Annotated in this window: 15 protein-coding genes; 3 read left to right on the top strand and 12 right to left on the bottom strand. The window is 59.6% G+C overall.

Features of this window, described 5'->3' with window-relative positions; all coding sequences use genetic code 11:
* Window position 1: 1 nt before the first annotated feature.
* The 3 genes from ATY80_RS21940 to ATY80_RS21950 all read right to left on the bottom strand — a co-directional run bounded on the left by ATY80_RS21940 (window position 2) and on the right by ATY80_RS21950 (window position 4,664).
* Window positions 2–2,545 carry a mechanosensitive ion channel family protein gene (locus ATY80_RS21940; protein WP_088694413.1) on the bottom strand — a complete coding sequence of 848 codons (2,544 nt, stop codon included), beginning with the start codon at window positions 2,543–2,545 and terminating at the stop codon, window positions 2–4.
* 80 nt (window positions 2,546–2,625) lie between these two features.
* Window positions 2,626–3,183, bottom strand: a complete 558-nt coding sequence (locus tag ATY80_RS21945) for a DUF924 family protein (protein ID WP_088694414.1) — start codon at window positions 3,181–3,183, stop codon at window positions 2,626–2,628.
* 41 nt (window positions 3,184–3,224) lie between these two features.
* A complete protein-coding gene (locus tag ATY80_RS21950; RefSeq protein ID WP_088694415.1) occupies window positions 3,225–4,664 on the bottom strand; it encodes a DHA2 family efflux MFS transporter permease subunit in 1,440 nt (479 codons plus the stop codon).
* A 302-nt stretch (window positions 4,665–4,966) separates the two neighbouring features.
* On the opposite strand from ATY80_RS21950, the gene ATY80_RS21955 reads away from it, so the two are divergent.
* Window positions 4,967–6,079, top strand: a complete 1,113-nt coding sequence (locus ATY80_RS21955) for an acetate/propionate family kinase (RefSeq protein ID WP_088694416.1) — start codon at window positions 4,967–4,969, stop codon at window positions 6,077–6,079.
* A 10-nt stretch (window positions 6,080–6,089) separates the two neighbouring features.
* On the opposite strand, the gene ATY80_RS21960 is transcribed toward ATY80_RS21955, so the two are convergent.
* Together ATY80_RS21960 and ATY80_RS21965 are read right to left on the bottom strand one after the other, a co-directional pair.
* Window positions 6,090–6,746 carry a CBS domain-containing protein gene (locus tag ATY80_RS21960; protein ID WP_088694482.1) on the bottom strand — a complete coding sequence of 219 codons (657 nt, stop codon included), beginning with the start codon at window positions 6,744–6,746 and terminating at the stop codon, window positions 6,090–6,092.
* Between the two features lie 279 nt (window positions 6,747–7,025).
* Window positions 7,026–8,180: an amidohydrolase gene (locus tag ATY80_RS21965; RefSeq protein ID WP_088694483.1), complete on the bottom strand. Its 1,155-nt coding sequence runs from the start codon at window positions 8,178–8,180 to the stop codon at window positions 7,026–7,028.
* Window positions 8,181–8,335: 155 nt separating this feature from the next.
* Between ATY80_RS21965 and ATY80_RS21970 the strand changes: the two genes are divergently transcribed.
* Both ATY80_RS21970 and ATY80_RS21975 read left to right on the top strand, forming a co-directional pair.
* Complete coding sequence (locus ATY80_RS21970) at window positions 8,336–9,121, top strand: IclR family transcriptional regulator (protein ID WP_088694417.1); 786 nt, start codon at window positions 8,336–8,338, stop codon at window positions 9,119–9,121.
* A 212-nt stretch (window positions 9,122–9,333) separates the two neighbouring features.
* Window positions 9,334–9,693 carry a response regulator gene (locus tag ATY80_RS21975; protein ID WP_088694418.1) on the top strand — a complete coding sequence of 120 codons (360 nt, stop codon included), beginning with the start codon at window positions 9,334–9,336 and terminating at the stop codon, window positions 9,691–9,693.
* 90 nt (window positions 9,694–9,783) lie between these two features.
* On the opposite strand, the gene ATY80_RS21980 is transcribed toward ATY80_RS21975, so the two are convergent.
* The 7 genes from ATY80_RS21980 to ATY80_RS22010 form a co-directional block, all read right to left on the bottom strand.
* Window positions 9,784–11,445: a phosphoethanolamine--lipid A transferase gene (locus tag ATY80_RS21980; RefSeq protein WP_088694419.1), complete on the bottom strand. Its 1,662-nt coding sequence runs from the start codon at window positions 11,443–11,445 to the stop codon at window positions 9,784–9,786.
* Between the two features lie 180 nt (window positions 11,446–11,625).
* Window positions 11,626–13,140: a glycerol kinase GlpK gene (glpK, locus tag ATY80_RS21985; RefSeq protein WP_088694420.1), complete on the bottom strand. Its 1,515-nt coding sequence runs from the start codon at window positions 13,138–13,140 to the stop codon at window positions 11,626–11,628.
* Between the two features lie 146 nt (window positions 13,141–13,286).
* Window positions 13,287–15,011 (bottom strand): ABC transporter substrate-binding protein, encoded by a 1,725-nt coding sequence (locus tag ATY80_RS21990; RefSeq protein WP_088694421.1) that lies wholly within the window; start codon window positions 15,009–15,011, stop codon window positions 13,287–13,289.
* 78 nt (window positions 15,012–15,089) lie between these two features.
* Window positions 15,090–15,371 carry a DUF2160 domain-containing protein gene (locus ATY80_RS21995; protein ID WP_088694422.1) on the bottom strand — a complete coding sequence of 94 codons (282 nt, stop codon included), beginning with the start codon at window positions 15,369–15,371 and terminating at the stop codon, window positions 15,090–15,092.
* 16 nt (window positions 15,372–15,387) lie between these two features.
* Window positions 15,388–16,215, bottom strand: a complete 828-nt coding sequence (locus tag ATY80_RS22000) for a carbohydrate ABC transporter permease (RefSeq protein WP_088694423.1) — start codon at window positions 16,213–16,215, stop codon at window positions 15,388–15,390.
* Between the two features lie 14 nt (window positions 16,216–16,229).
* Window positions 16,230–17,096, bottom strand: coding sequence for a sugar ABC transporter permease (locus tag ATY80_RS22005; protein WP_088694424.1), 867 nt, complete (start codon window positions 17,094–17,096; stop codon window positions 16,230–16,232).
* 2 nt (window positions 17,097–17,098) lie between these two features.
* Window positions 17,099–18,169 (bottom strand): ABC transporter ATP-binding protein, encoded by a 1,071-nt coding sequence (locus ATY80_RS22010; RefSeq protein WP_088694425.1) that lies wholly within the window; start codon window positions 18,167–18,169, stop codon window positions 17,099–17,101.
* Between the last annotated feature and the right edge of the window lie 2 nt (window positions 18,170–18,171).

Here is an 18,171-nt window from a genome sequence, read left to right on the forward strand (position 1 = left end):
TTCACCCCTTGAGATTGCCATCAGCCGCCTTGCCGCGCAACCGCCGCACCGTCCCGGCCTCTTCGTCCAATTCGCTCGCCTCGGAGACGTCCTCAATCTTCACCGGCACCTTGCCTGCGGTAGTCGTGGTTCCGACCTGATCCGGCTGGCGATGGAACACGACATCGCTCTGAGGAAGCGGGATTTCGACCCCCTCTTCCCGGAACCTTTTGAGGATCGCGATACGCAGATCGTTCCGAACCTTCAGACCATCACCCATGTCGGCAAGCATGAAGCGAAGCTCGAAGTCCAGCGAATACGGCCCGAAGCGCAGGAACTCCACATGCGGCTCAGGATTGCGCAGGACCACGGGTACCGCGTTGACGAGCTCGAGCAGAATATCCATGACCTTCTGCGGATCGGAATCATAGCTCACCGAAACCGGAATTTCCGACCGGCCCATCTTGTTGCGATGGGTCCAGTTGCCCACGGAAGCATTGATCAGTTCGGAATTCGGAACAATGATCGACTGCTTGCGGAACGTCTCGATCTCGGTCGCGCGAACTGAAATCCGCTTCACGATGCCTTCAGCCGTGCCGGAGACGACGTGGTCGCCGACCTTGAACGGACGCTCGACGAGCAGGATCAGGCCGGAGACGAAGTTCGACACGATGTTCTGGAGGCCGAAACCGATACCGACCGACAGCGCGGAGGCAACAAGTGCGAAGCTTGAGAGGTCGATGCCCGCGGCGGAAACGCCGACAATCGCCGCAAGACCGACACCGAGATACCCGATGCCTGTCTTGACCGAATTCCGGACCCCGAGGTCGACATGGCTGCGCGCCATGATGTTGCCGTCAAGCCAGCGCTGGATCCAGCGCGTCAGCAGGTAGCCGCCCGCAAAGAGCAGAATGCCGGTCATTATCCCGATCAGCGAGATGCTGATCCCGCCCAGCCTGACCTCGGTAAGAAGGCGGTAGCCGATCAGTTCAAGATCCTGAATATGGAAACCCCACAGGAGCAGCACCAACGGAATTCCAACCATCAGCGCGATGGCCGAGATGCACATGCCAACCAACAGGCCCGCTTGGTCGATGGCGACGGGGCCGAGTTTGAAACGCTTCTGAAGGAACCGACCAAGCGATGTCTCGCCAAAAGTCTCGCTGCGTGAAATAGCCTTACCGGACAGAAGACCAATATAGGTCGTGACGATGATGGCACCGGTGATGATCAGCTGCGTTGCAACGAAGCGCGCAAGCCCGACATAGCCGGTCAGCGCCGTTATGATCAGACCTGCGCCCAGCACGCGCAAAATGATCGCCATGCCGTGCGGCCAATGGCGTCCCGGCGCGTCCGGATCCCCGTTCCTAGCCAACATCGGACGACCGAACGACGCCGCGATCAGGATGAAACCGATGATCAGGGCAGCTATCAGACTCTTGACGACGGTGAGGACGAGCGGAGAGCCCATCGCTTCGCTGATGCTGCCGAAGAGGTAATCGAGCGCGTTGACGATGGCCATCGCCAGCAGGCAGGCGCCGATCGAGCTCGCGCCACGGTTCGAAAGCTTTACGAGACGCCAGTGCGGTTCCTTCGGCGCAAACACTGCGTTGGTGAAACGCCTGACGAAATAGATCAGCCCTATCGCGCCGAAGAGCGCCCCGATGATCGGCGCAATATCCGGCCTCAGAACATTGAAACTATTGAGGAAGAAGTAAGACGTCACCAAGAGCGCCGCGAGAGCGAACGTCCGGATCAGGGTGGACCAGAAAGCGATGGAGAGACGGTTGATATACGAGGGCTGCTCGACGGTCTCCTTGCGCTGAAGGTAGCGGCCGAAGATGCGGTAGCCGCCGGACAAGAGCACCAATGCCGTCACGAGCGACATCGCGATGGCCGCAAAGAACGCGAAAGCCTTGAACTTCAGTACGAATCCCAGCCAGCTGCCGAGGGCTTGGATGAACTCCGTGCCCTCCCGGACGAAGGCGCTCGCCGCATCATCGATAACGGAAAGCGAGACATCGGTGCGCCGCAGCAAGGTGGCAGCAAAGAGCTGTCGGCGGGTTTCGGCAATAAGGTTGCCAAGCTTGCCGATGGAAGCTGACAGCGTTTCGGCATCACCGGTAACGGCGTTGATCTGGGCGCGCTCCGCAGTCAAAGCGTTGCGTTCTGTCGTAACGATCTCCGCTTCTGCTGGCTGACCTTCCTTCGGCGGATCGCCCAGCTCGGCAAGGCGGTTCTTGATCTGATCGAGCCGCGGTCTGGGGCCAACGGAAATGTTCAGAACCGCGCGACCGAGTTCGTCGGTCTTTCCGGCGAGAGCCACCAACGCGTCGTCATCGTCGTTCTTCTGCTTGACGCCATCCTCCAGGGAGACGAGATCCTGCTTTGCTTTCTCGATCGCTTTCGCCGCCTGCTCGATTGGGCTGTCAGCGACAGACGCCTCGGTCGCCTGCGGCGGCTGCGAGGCCTGCGGTGCGGCTGTCTGCGCGCCCGCGAGGTTCGCACCGGCGCCCGCCAGCGCTGCGACTAGGAAAATGCGAAGCAAGAGTTGTGTCGGCCGCAAAATATCCCCGCTCGGGTTGGCTGGATCAGATTGGATTCCAGCTTTTCATAAGAAAGAAAGGCGACAGAAAGGCGACGTGATCAGAAGCCTGTGCCCGGCTGTGCCAGATATTCCAGTTCTGCCGTCGTCGATCGACGTCCGACGAGAGCATTGCGATGCGGAAAGCGACCGTAGGCCGCAATCACTTCCCGATGGCGAAGCGCATAATCGAGATATTCCTCGTCACCAAGCGCCTTGAACAGAGCGACTGAACGTTCCTGCTCCTCCAGATCTTCGCAATGCTCGAAAGGCATGTAGAAAAATGTCCGGCATTCCGGGTCAACCTGTTGATCCGCTCCAGCCTCCAACGCGAGCTTTGCCTCGCGCAGCGCAACCCCGTCGGTGGCAAAGGCGAGCGGTGTGGCCCGATATATGTTGCGTGGAAACTGGTCGAGCACGATCACCGCGGCAAGCCTGCTGTGCGGCGTCGAGCGCCATTCCTCCGTCACCCCGCGCGCGAGCGCAAGATGGGTGTCACGGAAGCGCCGGCGAATATTTCGATCGAGCTCCAACGTCGCCTTGAACCATTGATCCCGCCCACACTCTTCGAACCAGAAGTCGTAGACTTCCTGAGGCGTGCAGACATATCCAAATTCCATCTTTCCTCCCGACAAAGGCCGGTCGACTCCAAGCTGACCGACTATTTCGTACCGATCTTGTGACCTGACACCTCGGCGCCTGCATCCGGCGCCAATTGCAGGAAGCGCAATGACGATATGACGCCGATCGCACCAACGACAAGAAAGGCCCAGCGGAAATCGACGAGCTCCGGCCCCTCGACACCGCGCAAGGCAACGGAAATGTTGAGCACCGCTGCCGCAATCGCGACACCAAGCAGCATTGAAACCTGCTGCAACATGCTCGACAGCGTCGAAGCGGAACTGCGCTGCGCCGGATTGATATCGGCAAAAGCGAGAGTGTTCAGTGCCGTGAACTCCATCGACCGCGAGAGACCGGCAATCACCAGCAACATGTAGATGATGGCGCGCGGAGTCTCGGGTACCAGAAAGCCGCAGGCCGCAATCGACAATGCAGCGATCATGCCGTTGAAGAAGAGCACGGTCCGAAATCCGAGCTTGGCAAGCAGCGGCGTCGTCACGGCCTTCATGCCGAGATTTCCAAGGAAGTAGACCAAGAGATAGGCGCCGGCCGCGATCGAGCTCAAACCGAAGCCGAGTTGGAAGAGGAGCGGCAAGAGGAACGGCGTCGCATTGATCGCGACACGGCTCGCCGTTCCGGCTGAAAGGGTCGCGATGGCAAAGGTCTGCGCTCTGAAAGCGGACAGGTCGAGCAGCGGACTACTGACCCTAAGGAAATGCAGCGTCGCCATGACGGACAGGACAATGCCCGCCAGCAGCATCAGCAGGATTGGTAACAAACCACCGTGCGATTTCACCGAGAGTTCAAGCGCCGCAAGCAGGAAGGTCAACCCACTGGCGCTGAGAATGAACCCAAGCACATCCAGCCGCCCGGCCTCCTCCTCACGCTGTTCCGGCACGAAACGGAGAACCAGCACCATGCCGAGCACCCCGATCGGCAGATTGATGAGAAAGTTCCAATGCCAGCTTGCATAGGTGGTGATGAAGCTGCCAAGCAGCGGACCGATGACCGGAGCCGTCAGCGCAGGCCAGGTAATCAGCGCGATCGCCTGAACGAGTTCGGATTTGCGGGCATTCTTCAGGACAATGATCCGGCCGACCGGCGTCATGAGTGCGCTACCGGCTCCTTGCACGGCGCGCGCGACTACAAACTCGGCAAGGCCGTCGGAGAGCCCGCAGAACAGCGAGGCAATCGTGAAGACGGCAATGGACGCCATGAAGATCCGACGAGCGCCGAACCGATCCCCAAGCCATCCCGAGAGCGGAATGAAGGCCGCCATCGTCAACATGTAGACGGTGATGCCGATGCTCATCGATACGGGTTGAACGCCGAAACTGGCTGCCATCTGTGGGAGGGACGTGGTGACGATGGTGCCATCGAGAATCTGCATGAAAAACGAAACGGCAACGACCAGCGCGACAATCTTTGCCCTGCGGATGCTCTCCGCATCGTCTTTCTCTATCGTCTGCGTAGCTGTCATTGATCTGCCAATGTGAATTGGATGCCTTGGGAAAGAACAGGCAGAGAAGCCGAGTCCAATGTGTGCCTGATGGCAGTTCCGCTAGATAGGCCGATCGGCGTGGCGCGGAAAGAGAAAATCCTGAGATCTCAAAGGATTTTGATCTTCAAAAGACGGCCCACCCACGCCGTATGCAACTCGCTCTGTGCGAAGTTACGAAGCGAGAACAATTGACAGCTATACCTTCTGCGGCCACCGTGGCGCGCAAGAGCGGCGAAGCTGCGGCACCGCGCTCCCGACTCAGGGACTTGGAGCATATTTCGATGATCGACACGCTGCTTGTTCTCAACACCGGTTCATCGAGCCTCAAGTTTCAGATCTTCGAGGACAGGGACTTGAACGTGCTGATGAGCGGCAAGGTTACAGGCATTGGTGATACAGCTGAGATGCGCGCAAAGCTCCCCGATGGACAGGAGACGCAAACCTCCCTGCCCGCGGACACTAATCACGATTCGGCCCTCAGCGCCGTAATGGAGCTCATCGACGGCCACGACCGTGCCTGGCGCACGGCGGCGGTCGTCCATCGCGTCGTCCACGGCGGGCAAGCTTTCGTAGAGCCTGTCATTGTCACCCCGGACGTCACGCGTCGTCTGGAAGCGCTGATCCCGTTGGCGCCGCTTCATCAGCCGCACAACCTCGCCGGCATAACCGCTTCGGCAAGGCTCGCAAGCGGAGCGCCTGACATCGCCTGCTTCGATACCGCCTTCCACGCAGGGCACGACATATTGACCAGCAGTTTCGCCCTGCCGCAGGAAATGCGCGACAAAGGCATACGCCGCTATGGCTTCCACGGGCTTTCCTATGACTGGATCTCGCGGGTACTGGCGCAGGACTACCCGGACCTCTATGCCGGTCGCGTCGTCGTCGGCCACCTCGGTAATGGCGCCAGCCTCTGCGCGCTGAAGAACGGCATCAGCGTCGATACCACGATGAGCATGACCGCGCTTGACGGCATACCCATGGGAACGCGTAGCGGATCAATCGATCCCGGCGCCGTCCTCTACATGCTTCACGACCTCGATCTTGGCGTCGAGACGGTTCAGGACATCCTCTACGAGCGCTCCGGCCTGAAGGGATTGTCCGGCATCAGCAACGACGTCGAGGCGCTGCTTCGCAGCGACGATCCGCAAGCCGCCTTCGCGCTGGAATACTTCACCCTCAAGACGGCCCAGCATGCCGCGATGATGGCCGTCTCCATGGGTGGCATCGATGCTTTCGTCTTTACTGGCGGGATCGGCGAGCACGCCGCCCCCGTTCGCGAAGCAATCCTCAGAAGGCTCCGCTTCCTCGGCGATTTCAAGATGCTCGTGATCCCGACAAACGAGGAACGCCTTATGGCAACCTATGCCAGAAAGCTCCTCCGCTCGGCAGCATGAGGGTCGCCGACTAGGCCAGGCCCAGCTTGTCGATGAAGCCGCTGACGCCCTTGACGTTCTCCACCAGCACCCGGATGGCGCGGCGCTCCAGTTCGCTGGAGACGGTCCCCTCAAGCACGACCCTGGAATCCTGAACTGTTACCTTGATCGCATGGATGTCGAGACCAAGGTCGCCCTGCAGTCGCGCGCGAATGGCACGAGCGAGGGCATCGTCACCGCTTGCCGTTCTCTCGGTTGGTGCTGCAACGATGCCCTTGAGGAGATCGATACGGCTGACAATGCCGAGAAGGCGCTTGCCGCTGACGACGGGAACGCGCTTGACCTTGCGCTGGAACATCACTTCGGCGATAGCAGCCGCCGGTGTATCCGGTGTGACACTGATCACGCTCGCGGACATAACATCTGAAACCCGCCAACTGCGACTGCGGATATAGTTGTCGAAATCGACGAGTGATGTTTCATCAGAGTTACCGGCAGATCTGCCGCCACCAAACTCGATCCGCCGCATGAGGTCGCCCTCCGTCAGCACGCCACAAAGATTGCCGTCATTGTCGATGACAGGCAGGCCACTGATGTCCTTGGCAACCATCAGGTCGATTGCCTGATGTATGCTGCTGTCGGCGCTGATCGTCGTGATGTCGGTGTTCATGATGTCTTGAGCAAACATGATAATCCCATTGCGCTCTGGAGGAAGTCGAATGGTGCCGATCTGATGCCCGGCGCAAACAGCGCACATATCGGTCGCCAAAAATATTGCGCAAATCCACCCACAAGTCGATCAGTGATCGTGATCTTAATTTCAACCAGAGAGTTTAGTGCAATTGCGAGCGCAAGCAATTGCGGAGACGGTGCGCTGAACGGGGTCAAAGCCCCCTGGAAGCGGCACCTCGCCTTGCTCCTCGGCCGGAATGTTCAGTAGTTGATAGGCAAGGCCAGCACGGCGCCCTCAGCCGAGAATGTTCCTGATGGCTCGCATGAAAACCCGCGAACCGGTTGCAATCAGCTCATCGGGAAAGTCGTAATCCGGGTTATGCAGCCGCGGATGGTCTTCGCCTGCCCCGAGAAAGAACATCGCAGCGGGCGCCACGGTCCGGAACAGACCGAAATCTTCCGATGCTTTCATTGGCAGCAGGCTGCTTGTCTTGTCGTGGCTGACACCTTCGTCACCCAGAGCGCGCCGCAACACCGTAACCGCTTCGGCGGAATTGTAGCACTGGTGGAACACGTCCTCGTAGCTGATCTCCACCTGCAACCGTCCGGCCTTCGCCTCGGTCAACACAAGTTGCTCGGCGCGTGAGACCAACGCGGCCATCGCTTCATCCGTCAGCGTGCGCAAGGTCGCCCAGATTTGCGCCTCACCGGGACTTATGCCGAAAGCCGGCTCACCGAGACGCGCATGCGTGACCGTGACCAGCGAGTAATCCGGTCCGAGCGGCCGATTGTTGCCCAATGCCGTCAGATCGCCAAGCAGCCGGGCCAGCACGAAAGTCGGTGCGGTGCCCTGCTCCGGATAGGAAGCATGCGATGTCTTGCCCTTCAGAACGACCTTCATTCCCTGCGACGCACAATTAACGTGTCCCTCTTTGAGGAGGACGTGTCCAAGCGGGATGCCCGGAAAATTGTGAAGCGAGAGCGACATGTCGGGCATCAGCGAGGCAAACTTCGGATCCGCGAGCACCGCCGCCGCGCCCGCGCCATTTTCCTCGGCTGGCTGGAACATCAGGACTACCCGCCCTCTCGCGGGCCGCCTTCGTCCGAGCCCCTTCGCGAGTGCCATGAGGATCGCCATATGGCCGTCATGGCCGCAGAGGTGGCCCCTGCCTGGTACGGTCGAGCGGTGCGGAATATCGCCGATTTCCTCGATCGGCAGGCCGTCAAGCTCCGCACGGATCATCATGGTTGGTCCTGAGGTTACCCCCTCATAGACAGCAGCAAGGCCGTGTCCGCCGATGCCAGCAACGATCTGATCGGGTCCGGTGGTACTCAGCACTTCCGTTACCCGCAACGCGGTTTTCGCCTCCTCCCCGGAGACTTCTGGATTGCGGTGAAGCTCTCGTCGAAACATCTTGATTTCGCTGAGCTCTCCATCCGTCAAAAACATCGTCGACATCCCCGGAATACAAGTGGCCTTACCACGTGAAGCTCGAACCTAGCCTGTCCGTTTTTCGTAGTCGATGGAGAAGTTCGCTGCATAAGCTCCCGCTTTTCGGCAACGACACATTTGTATATGTAAGTTGATATTCACAGGGGAAGTTGATGGAAGCAGAAGACGTCGATCGGTACCGTGCTCCGGCACTGGACAAGGGGCTCGATATCCTTGAGCTTTTGGCCGGTGTCGAGGAAGGGCTGACCCAAGCGGAGATCGCCAAACGTCTCGATCGCAGCCCGAACGAATTCTATCGCATGCTCGACCGCCTCGTCCGGCGCGGCTACGTCACGAAGCTCGAGGGCGATCGGTTCACCCTCACGCTTAAACTGTTCGGCCTGTCCCAGTTGCATGCGCCAACGCGCCGACTGGCATCCTTCGCAACACCACTGATGCGTGACCTCGCTCAGCGGACCAAGCAGGCAAACCACCTGGTCGTCTTTGATCGCGGGTCGGCAGTGGTGATCGCCCAGCACGAGGCGCCGGATTATTGGGGTATCTCGATCCGCGTCGGCTCGCATATGAGCCTGTTCGACACTGGGTCCGGCCACGTGCTTCTCGCCTTTCGAAGCGACGAAGAGCGGAAGATGATGATCGCGGAACATGCCCGAAGCCGTGAAGAAGTCATGCTCGGCCCGGCATTTTACGCGCGGCTCGCCCATATTCGCGAGCGCGGTTACGAAATGATGGCGAGCGCTCAAACAGCTGGCGTCCATAATCTCTCGGCGCCGATCCTTGGGCCGGACGGACGCTGCATTGCAGCCCTCACTTGCCCCTATATCGCCCTGGTCAATGCGCCGGACGCGCCTGACATCAGCCAGACGATCGCCATGGTGATGAAGACTGCGGGCGAGCTTTCGCTTTTGGCCGGCTCAGACGTCAGAACACCGGCGTGAGTTTGAAGGATATCCGTCCTGGCCGCTTACCGCCGTCCCGCCTCGACGCACCCGCCACAGCAATTTCAACACGACCCCACACAGCTTTAAGGCCATTGTCAGCTAGCGGTCGCATTAGAAACCCTGGCGGCGCTGCGCGACGCCCCCAAGCAAACCATCGTGATGGCTGGGCATGCTGCCGAAAGGCAGGCACGCCGTAGGGAAGATGACGCGTGAACGTATTATTGGTTGAGGATAATGTCCTGTTGGGAGACGCCGTGCGCGATCATATCGCGGCCGACGGTCATTCCGTCGACTGGTGCCTCAACCTTGCGGAAGCGACAGAGGCGGCCGGAACCGGCAGCTACGGCGTAATCCTGCTCGACCTGCGACTGCCTGATGGCAACGGCCTTACTCTGCTAAAGGCGCTTAGACGACAAGCAAATGCCGTCCCCGTCATTATTCTGACAGCGTATGACCAGGCCTCGGATCAGATCGAGGGCCTGCAAAGTGGCGCAGACGATTTCCTGGTGAAGCCCTTCGGGCTTTCCGAACTTTCCGAGCGCATGAAAGCGGCAAACCGCAAGCATTAAGACTGATTTGGCCGCTCCAGAAAGAGGCGGCCAGTACCAGCGGGAGGCTCTCAGCCGCTGCGGCAGCAGAGCCATCGCCCAGTTAGCTCATCACGGGATACTTGCAACCTTATCCGTCTGCCGGCGGCACGCCGCGAAAACATCCAGATGCGGATCATACACTTTGGTCGCCACGTCCATGAGCCCAAGCACGCTGTGGAAGAGGTTGTCATGCGAGCGCTCGACGTCGGCCTCCTTGGCCATACAGCTCATATCGAAGCCGGCGGATTTAGCGAGTTCGTCGCCGACCCAGACAAGGAACGGCACATGCGTCTGCTGTGACGGCGCCACGATATAAGGCGCACCGTGCAGATAAATGCCGTTCTCTCCAAGCGACTCACCGTGATCCGAGAGATAGATCGCCGAACCAGCAACTTTGTCGGCATGCTGTTTCAGCTTGTCGATCACCGTCGAAACGATGTGATCTGTATAGAGGATCGTGTTGTCGTAGGCGTTGGTAATCTCCTGAGGCGTGCAACTGCCAAAGTCATTGGCCCTACAGTCGGGAACGAAACGTCGGAACTCGTCGGGGTAGCGCGCGAAGTATGCTGGCCCGTGGCTGCCGAGCTGGTGCAGCACCAGCACGCTGTCGCCCTTCACGTGATCGAGCCAGTCATCGACCTTGTCGAGCAGAATAGCGTCAAGGCACTCACCGTCCTTGCAGAAGCGCGGATCGGCAGACTGCGGCAACGAGGTGTAGGCAACGCGGTCGGTGACATGATAGCTGCCAGTGTCATTATCCAGCCACGATACGTCTACCTTGGCGTGGCTCAGCACGTCGAGAAGGTTCTCGGTCGCGAGGCCCTTGCGATGCGTATAGGCAGTCCGCGGGTAGATGGAGAACATGCACGGGATCGAGATTGCAGTCGCCGTGCCGCAACTGCTCGTTTTCGGGAAATAGACGACATTCTGCTTTTCGAGTTCCGGATTGGTTTTCTGCGAATACCCTCCAAGAGAAAAATCATCGGCACGCGCCGTCTCGCCCGCAACGATGATCGTCACACGCGGCTTGTTGAGACCCGCCCGGTTGACCCGATGGGCATCTGTGCCAAGCGGCTCGGCAACGACGTGCGCATCCTCCTCTGATGAAACGGCAAAGCGAATGGTGCTGGTGATCGGCACAAAAGGGTTCAGCCGCTCGAGGATGTCCCGGTGCGCGCGCCCGACGCCAGCGAAGGCGCGATAGTCACCGAACCCGACGACCACGAAGACTGCCAGGCAAGCCACGATCACGCCGGTGTTGTGAGCAAGTTTTGACAGCAGCGGGCGATGCCGGATGCGCACCCACATAATGAGAAATGACGGCACTATGCCGGTGAGCAACATATGAAGCGCAAAGCGTGGCGTTATCAGATGCCCCGCCTCCGCGCCCGTCGACACTGCCGCGTTGCGCATCATTTCCTTGTCCACGATCACGCCGAACTGATCGGTAAACCAGGAGCCGGCGGCGGCCGCGAGAATGAAGAGGATCAAAAACGGCTTGGTGACATACTTGGCCGAAAAGGCCGTAATAATTGCCATGCTGACCGCTGAAATACCGATCACAAAAAGCACAAATGACAGATGATCGGTCGCGAAATAGCCGTACGCGGTGCTCCAGAACGATCTATTTGTCACCAGAAGCAAGTAGAGAGTGGTAACAAGGCAAAGCGTCACGCTGCCGATTGCAGGCCGCCGTTCAATCAGGCGGACCTTGGTGGCACTATCTTTCAATTGGTCGTCTCCGCGTCCAGATCTCGGGGTCGACGGCGGCAGGATCGAATCATAGATAGTCCACGGCGTCGACAATATTTGCCAGCCATGGCCAGATTTTCTGACAGTCACCTGAATGCTTGGGGACGAAGCGTCCAAAGGACGCGTAGAGAAATCAACTCCAGCGACGGCCTCGGGCGTTCAGACCAACTGATTGCCGTATTGTGCGCCCGACAAGGTGCGCGACACGGCGTTACGCCAGCCAGCGATCTTTGTCTGTCGCTCTGCCTCCTCCATCGCAGGCTGGAACCGCCGGCTGCACGCCCATGCCTTTCCGAATTTCTCCTGATCCGGCCAGGCTCCCGCTCTGGAACCGGCAAGCCAGGCAGCGCCCAGTGCCGTTGTCTCGACGACAGCTGACCGGTCCACCGGGTTGCCGACAACGTCGGCTAGACGTTGCATCGTCCAGTCGGAACTCGCCATGCCACCATCGACGCGCAGGACCGTCTCGATGTGATGGCCGCCCCAATCCTTCCGCATCGCGATGAGGAGATCGAGCGTCTGGTAGGCGACGGATTCGAGAACGGCATGTGCCAACTCCGCCGGCCCGCTGTTTCTGGTCAAACCGAAGATCGCACCCCGCGCCTCCGGGTCCCAATAGGGAGCACCGAGGCCAGTAAAGGCGGGCACGACATACACTTGCTGATTGGGATCTGCTCGCGTCGCCAGGGCGCCGCTTTCCGACGCCTGTGAAATAAGGCCAAGACCGTCACGCAGCCACTGAACGGCCGCGCCGGCGATGAAAATCGACCCTTCCAGCGCATAGGTCGTTTTGCCAGCTAGCCGATAGGCAATGGTCGTAATCATGCGGTTGCTGGAGGTGACGCAATCCTGCCCCGTATTAAGCAGGGCAAAGCAGCCGGTCCCATAGGTTGATTTCATCATGCCCGGCTTGAAGCAGGCATTGCCGATCGTCGCCGCCTGCTGGTCGCCAGCAACCCCGAGGATCGGGACCGGCGCGCCGAAGATCTCAGCATCGGTGACGCCGAAGTCGTCGGCGCAGTCCTTGACTTCAGGGAGCAAGGACGCCGGGATACGGAGAAGCCCGAGCAGTTCTTCGTCCCAGCGACCCTCCGTTATGTTGAAAAGCAGCGTTCGCGATGCATTGGTGGCGTCCGTCGCATGAACACGTCCACCAGTCAGATTGAAGATCAGCCAGCTGTCGACAGTGCCGAAACATACCTCGCCGGCCTCGGCGCGTTCCCGCAATCCACTGACGTTGTCGAGCAGCCAGCGGAGCTTCGTGCCCGAAAAGTAAGGATCGAGAAGAAGCCCCGTCTTCGCGCTGAACAACTTCTCATAGCCGTCCGCCTTCAGACTGTCACAGACTTCCGCCGTCCGCCTGTCCTGCCATACGATCGCCTTGTGAAGTGGCCTACCCGACTTGCGCTCCCAGACAACGGTCGTCTCGCGCTGATTGGTGATGCCGATCGCGGCGATATCGGCCAGCCGAATGTCGGCATTCGTCAGCGCTTGCCGCGCCGTGCTGACCACGCTCGTCCAGATTTCATCCGGATCATGCTCGACCCAGCCCGGCTGCGGATAGTATTGCTTGATCTCCTCTTGTGCGGACGAGATCATCTTCATCCCGGCGTCGAAGACGATCGCACGTGATGACGTCGTGCCTTGGTCGATCGCGAGAATATGGCCGCTCATTGTCTTCTCCGGCGCAGTAGTTCGCCTTGCCGCCGCAAACGCGCCGGCTCATACGATAGTCATTTCTAAGGGTTTGGTGCCGGCGGCGACCTAGCGCCGCCGGCATTGCTATTGGCCGGGCCTCGTACCCGACCAAAGGCCGCTGATCACTTCGACTGCCAGCTCTTGACCAGTTCGTCGTAGTTGACGGTAACCGGCTTTTCCTTCTCGTTCTCGATCTTCAACTGCGGAGCGAGGTTGCCCTTGGCCACCGCGTCCTTGTTCCAGTATTCCAGATCATGCTCTTCGGCGAGCTTCGGACCGATATCGCCCTGAACCTTCGCACGCTCCAGGCGTTGCAGCACTTTTTCCTGCTCACCGCAAAGCGAGTCCATGGCTTCCTGCGCGGTCTTCGCGCCGGAAGACGCATCACCGATTGCCTGCCACCACAGCTGCGCGAGCTTCGGATAGTCAGGAACGTTCGTGCCGGTTGGTGTCCATTGGACGCGAGCCGGAGAGCGGTAGAACTCAATCAGACCGCCAAGCTTCGGAGCGCGTTCGGTGAAGCTCTTGTCGCGGATGGTCGATTCGCGAATGAACGTCAGACCAACGTGGCTCTTCTTCACATCGACCGTCTTCGACGTGACGAACTGCGCGTAGAGCCATGCCGCCTTAGCGCGGTCGACGGGCGTCGACTTCATCAGCGTCCAGGAACCGGCGTCCTGGTAGCCGAGCTTCATGCCGTCCTTCCAGTAGACGCCGTGCGGGGATGGCGCAAAGCGCCATTTCGGCGTGCCATCGTCGTTGACCACCGGCAGGCCCTTCTTGACGAAGTCTGCGGTGAAGGCGGTGTAGGTAAAGATCTGCTGCGCGACCTCACCCTGGGACGGAACGGGACCGGCCTCGGAGAAGGTCATGCCCTGCGCCGCCGCCGGCGCGTACGCCTTGAGCCAATCCAGATACTTCTGGATCGAATAGACCCCTGCCGGGCCGTTGGTGTCACCGCCGCGCGCGACGCATGAGCCGACCGGCCGCGAGTTCTCGTCGACCTTGATGCCCCACTCGTCGACCGGCTTGCCGTTCGGAATGCCCTTGTCGCCGTTACCTGCCATGGAGAGCCACGCGTCGGTGAAGCGCCATCCAAGCGACGGGTCCTTCTTGCCGTAGTCCATATGGCCGTAGACCTTCTTGCCGCCGATCTCGCGGCCGGTGAAGAACTCGGCGATATCCTCATAGGCCGACCAGTTGACCGGAACGCCGAGATCGTAGCCGTACTTCGCCTTGAAGTCGGCCTTGTTCTTCTCGTCGTTGAACCAATCGTAACGGAACCAATAGAGGTTCGCGAACTGCTGGTCGGGCAGCTGGTAGAGCTTGCCATCCGGGGCGGTGGTGAAGGACTTGCCAATGAAGTCGTCAACGTCGAGGCCCGGGTTCGTAACGTCCTTGCCTTCGTTCGCCATCCAGTCAGTCAGCGAGCGAGCCTGCTGGTAGCGCCAATGCGTACCGATCAGATCCGAGTCGTTGATGTAGGCGTCGTAGATGTTCTCGCCCGACTGCATCTGCGTCTGCAGCTTTTCGACGACGTCGCCTTCGCCGATCAGGTCGTGGGTGATCTTGATGCCGGTGATTGCGGTAAACGCCGGCGCCAGCACCTTGGATTCATATTCATGGGTGGTCAGCGTTTCGGAAACCACCTTGATGTCCATGCCGGCGAAAGGCTTGGCCGCATCAACGAACCATTGCATTTCCTTTTCCTGGTCGGCGCGGGAAAGCGTCGAGAGCTCACCGACTTCCTTGTCCAGGAAGGTTTTCGCCTCATCCATGCCGGCGTAGGCGGAGCCCGCCATGGCCAGCAACATGCCTGCTGTTGTCGCTAGTAAATGCTTTCGCATAGTATCCTCCCAGGGTTGCGATTGCAGTCGTCACGTTTCAGGCGGCCAGTACCCCCGGCCATCTGTCTTTTCCTACCGTCACACGTAGCGGAAGACGCCGATGGCGTAGACTACGGAGAGGGCAAGAGCCCACCACAGGTTGGGTCCGACAAGACCCAACCATGCGAGATGAATGAATGCTGCGCCGAGCAGCGATACGAAGAGCCGATCTCCTCGCGTGGTTTCGAACCTGAGGATTCCCACACGCGGCGAACCGCCCGGTGCGAAATACTCCCAGACACTCATGCCAACCAAGAGCATGAAAATCGTCAGGAAAAACAATGCAGTCGGCAGCGTCCACGCCATCCAGGAAAAGTTCATGAGTGGTCCTCCCTTGTCAGACGCGGCCGAGCGCGAAGCCCTTGGCGATGTAGTTGCGTACGAAGTAGATGACGAGCGCGCCGGGAATGATGGTCAGCACACCGGCAGCCGCCAGAACGCCCCAATCCATCCCTGCAGCGGAGACGGTGCGCGTCATGATCGCCGAAATCGGTTTTGCGGCAGTCGTCGTCAGCGTCCGGGCAAGCAGAAGTTCCACCCACGAGAACATGAAGCAGAAGAAGGCGGCGACACCGATGCCTGATGCGATCAGCGGCATGAAGATCTTCACGAAGAAACGCGGGAAGGAATAGCCGTCGATGTAGGCGGTTTCGTCGATCTCCTTTGGCACGCCGGACATGAAGCCTTCCAGGATCCAGACCGCGAGCGGCACGTTGAACAGGCAGTGGGCGAGCGCCACCGCTATGTGCGTGTCGATGAGGCCGAAGGCGGAGTAAAGCTGGAAGAACGGCAGCGCAAAGACCGCCGGCGGTGCCATTCTGTTCGTCAGCAGCCAGAAGAACAGATGCTTGTCGCCCAGAAACCGGTAGCGCGAGAAGGCGTAGGCCGCGGGCAGCGCCGCCAGTACCGAGATCACCGTATTCATGACGACATAGATGATCGAATTGATGTAGCCGTTGTACCAGGACGGATCCGTAAAGATCACACCATAGTTGCGCAGTGTCGGGTTCTGCGGCCAAAGCGAGAAGGTGCCGGTGATCTCGGCATTCTCCTTGAAGCTCATATTGATCAGCCAGTAGATCGGCAGCAGCAGGAAGATGATGTAGATCGTCGAAACGACCCAGGAGAAGTTGCCCGCAGGCTTGTATTTCATTGTCTGAGCCATGGTCCTCTCCTTTCTCAGGCGTTCGCGTCGCTGCTGGTCATGACGGTGTAGAAGACCCACGACAGCAGCAGGATGATCAGGAAGTAGATGATCGACATTGCCGCTGCGGGACCGAGGTCGAACTGGCCGACTGCCATCTTCACAAGGTCGATCGACAGGAACGTGGTCGAGTTGCCCGGGCCGCCGCCGGTGACGACGAAAGGCTCGGTGTAGATCATGAAGCTGTCCATGAAGCGCAGCAGCACGGCGATGAGCAAGACCCGGTTCATTTTCGGCAGCTGAATGTACCGGAAGACGGACCAGCGCGACGCGCCGTCGATCTTCGCCGCCTGATAGTAGGCGTCCGGGATCGAAACGAGGCCGGCATAGCAGAGCAGCACCACAAGGCTTGTCCAATGCCAGACGTCCATCACAATGATGGTGATCCATGCATCGAGAGGGTCGCGGACATAGTTGTAGTCAAACCCCATTGCCTCAAGCGTATGGCCGAGGAGGCCGATGTCGACACGACCGAAAACCTGCCAGATGGTCCCGACCACGTTCCATGGGATGAGCAGTGGCAGCGCCATCAGCACGAGGCAGACTGGCACGCCGAGACCCTTCTTCGGCATGTTGAGCGCGATGAAGATGCCGAGCGGGATCTGCAGCGCCAGAATGATCAGCGAGAAGGCAAGGTTCCGCTGCAGCGCCGCCCAGAAACGGTCGGAATGAAGCGTCTGCACGAACCAGTCCGTACCCGCCCAGAAGAACTCGTTGTTCCCGAACGTATCCTGCACCGAATAGTTCACAACGGTCATCAGCGGAATAACGGCTGAGAAGGCCACCAGCACCAGAACCGGCAGAACCAGAAACCAGGCTTTGTTGTTCCAGGTCTTTTCCATGCTCAGCCCTCCCTGCCGACGCGCCAGGAATTGGCGTAAATATTGATTGCAGCCGGATCGAAGGTCACCCGCGCATCGGCCGGGATTTCAAAGTCCTCCGTCACGACGATGGCAATCGGCTGCCCGGCAAACGTCGCCCGCACGATCTTCTGCCGACCGATGTCCTCCACCCTGTTGACGGTGACCGGCATTCCCTCGCGGCCGAGATTGACGAATTCCGGACGGATGCCGAGCTCGGTCTTGGCCCCGGCAGCCGTTTGCGGTGCATAGTCCAATGACAGTGTCTCGCTGCCGATGCGGACGGCATTGCCCTGTAACTGCACCGGCAGAACGTTCATGCCCGGTGAGCCGATGAAGTAGCCGACGAACGTGTGGCTCGGTCGCTCGAAAAGCTCTGCAGGCGTGCCGATCTGGACAATCTGCCCATCGTACATGACGACGACCTTATCGGCGAAGGTCAGCGCCTCCGTCTGATCGTGGGTCACATAGACCATGGTGAAGCCGAACTGCTTGTGCAGGCGCTTCAACTGCGAACGCAGCACCCACTTCATGTGCGGGTCGATCACGGTCAGAGGCTCGTCGAACAGGATCGCGTTGACGTCGTTGCGGACCAATCCGCGACCCAGCGAGATCTTCTGCTTCTGGTCGGCCGTCAGGCCCTGTGCCTTGCGTTTAGCCATCCCGCCGAGATCGATCATCTCAAGAATATCGCGAACGCGGCGATCGACTTCCGGCTCGGCAACACCGCGATTGCGCAGCGGAAAGGCCAGATTGTCGTAGACGGTCATGGTGTCGTAGATGACCGGGAACTGGAACACCTGCGCGATGTTGCGCGCCTGCGTGGAAAGATTCGTCACATCGTTTCCATCGAACAGGATGCGGCCATGCGATGGCTGCAGCAGGCCGGAAATGATGTTCAGCAGCGTCGTCTTTCCGCAGCCGGATGGACCAAGAAGCGCGTAGGCGCCGCCGTCCCTCCATTCGTGATCGACTTCGCGAAGCGCGTAGTCGGCGTCAGACTTCGGATTCGGTCCATAGGCGTGGCGGATGTGGTCGAGCGTAATGCGTGCCATGT

This window comes from Rhizobium sp. R711 (assembly GCF_002211365.1).
Lineage (GTDB): Bacteria > Pseudomonadota > Alphaproteobacteria > Rhizobiales > Rhizobiaceae > Rhizobium.

Bases quoted from the DNA above. Each gene is read 5' to 3' on its own strand.
- ATY80_RS21945 (WP_088694414.1), bottom strand. From the start codon at position 3,183: ATGGAATTTGGATATGTCTGCACGCCTCAGGAAGTCTACGACTTCTGG.
- ATY80_RS21950 (WP_088694415.1), bottom strand. From the start codon at position 4,664: ATGACAGCTACGCAGACGATAGAGAAAGACGATGCGGAGAGCATCCGC.
- ATY80_RS21955 (WP_088694416.1), top strand. From the start codon at position 4,967: ATGATCGACACGCTGCTTGTTCTCAACACCGGTTCATCGAGCCTCAAG.
- ATY80_RS21960 (WP_088694482.1), bottom strand. From the start codon at position 6,746: ATGTTTGCTCAAGACATCATGAACACCGACATCACGACGATCAGCGCC.
- ATY80_RS21965 (WP_088694483.1), bottom strand. From the start codon at position 8,180: ATGTTTTTGACGGATGGAGAGCTCAGCGAAATCAAGATGTTTCGACGA.
- ATY80_RS21970 (WP_088694417.1), top strand. From the start codon at position 8,336: ATGGAAGCAGAAGACGTCGATCGGTACCGTGCTCCGGCACTGGACAAG.
- glpK (WP_088694420.1), bottom strand. From the start codon at position 13,140: ATGAGCGGCCATATTCTCGCGATCGACCAAGGCACGACGTCATCACGT.
- ATY80_RS21990 (WP_088694421.1), bottom strand. From the start codon at position 15,011: ATGCGAAAGCATTTACTAGCGACAACAGCAGGCATGTTGCTGGCCATG.
- ATY80_RS21995 (WP_088694422.1), bottom strand. From the start codon at position 15,371: ATGAACTTTTCCTGGATGGCGTGGACGCTGCCGACTGCATTGTTTTTC.
- ATY80_RS22000 (WP_088694423.1), bottom strand. From the start codon at position 16,215: ATGGCTCAGACAATGAAATACAAGCCTGCGGGCAACTTCTCCTGGGTC.
- ATY80_RS22005 (WP_088694424.1), bottom strand. From the start codon at position 17,096: ATGGAAAAGACCTGGAACAACAAAGCCTGGTTTCTGGTTCTGCCGGTT.
- ATY80_RS22010 (WP_088694425.1), bottom strand. From the start codon at position 18,169: ATGGCACGCATTACGCTCGACCACATCCGCCACGCCTATGGACCGAAT.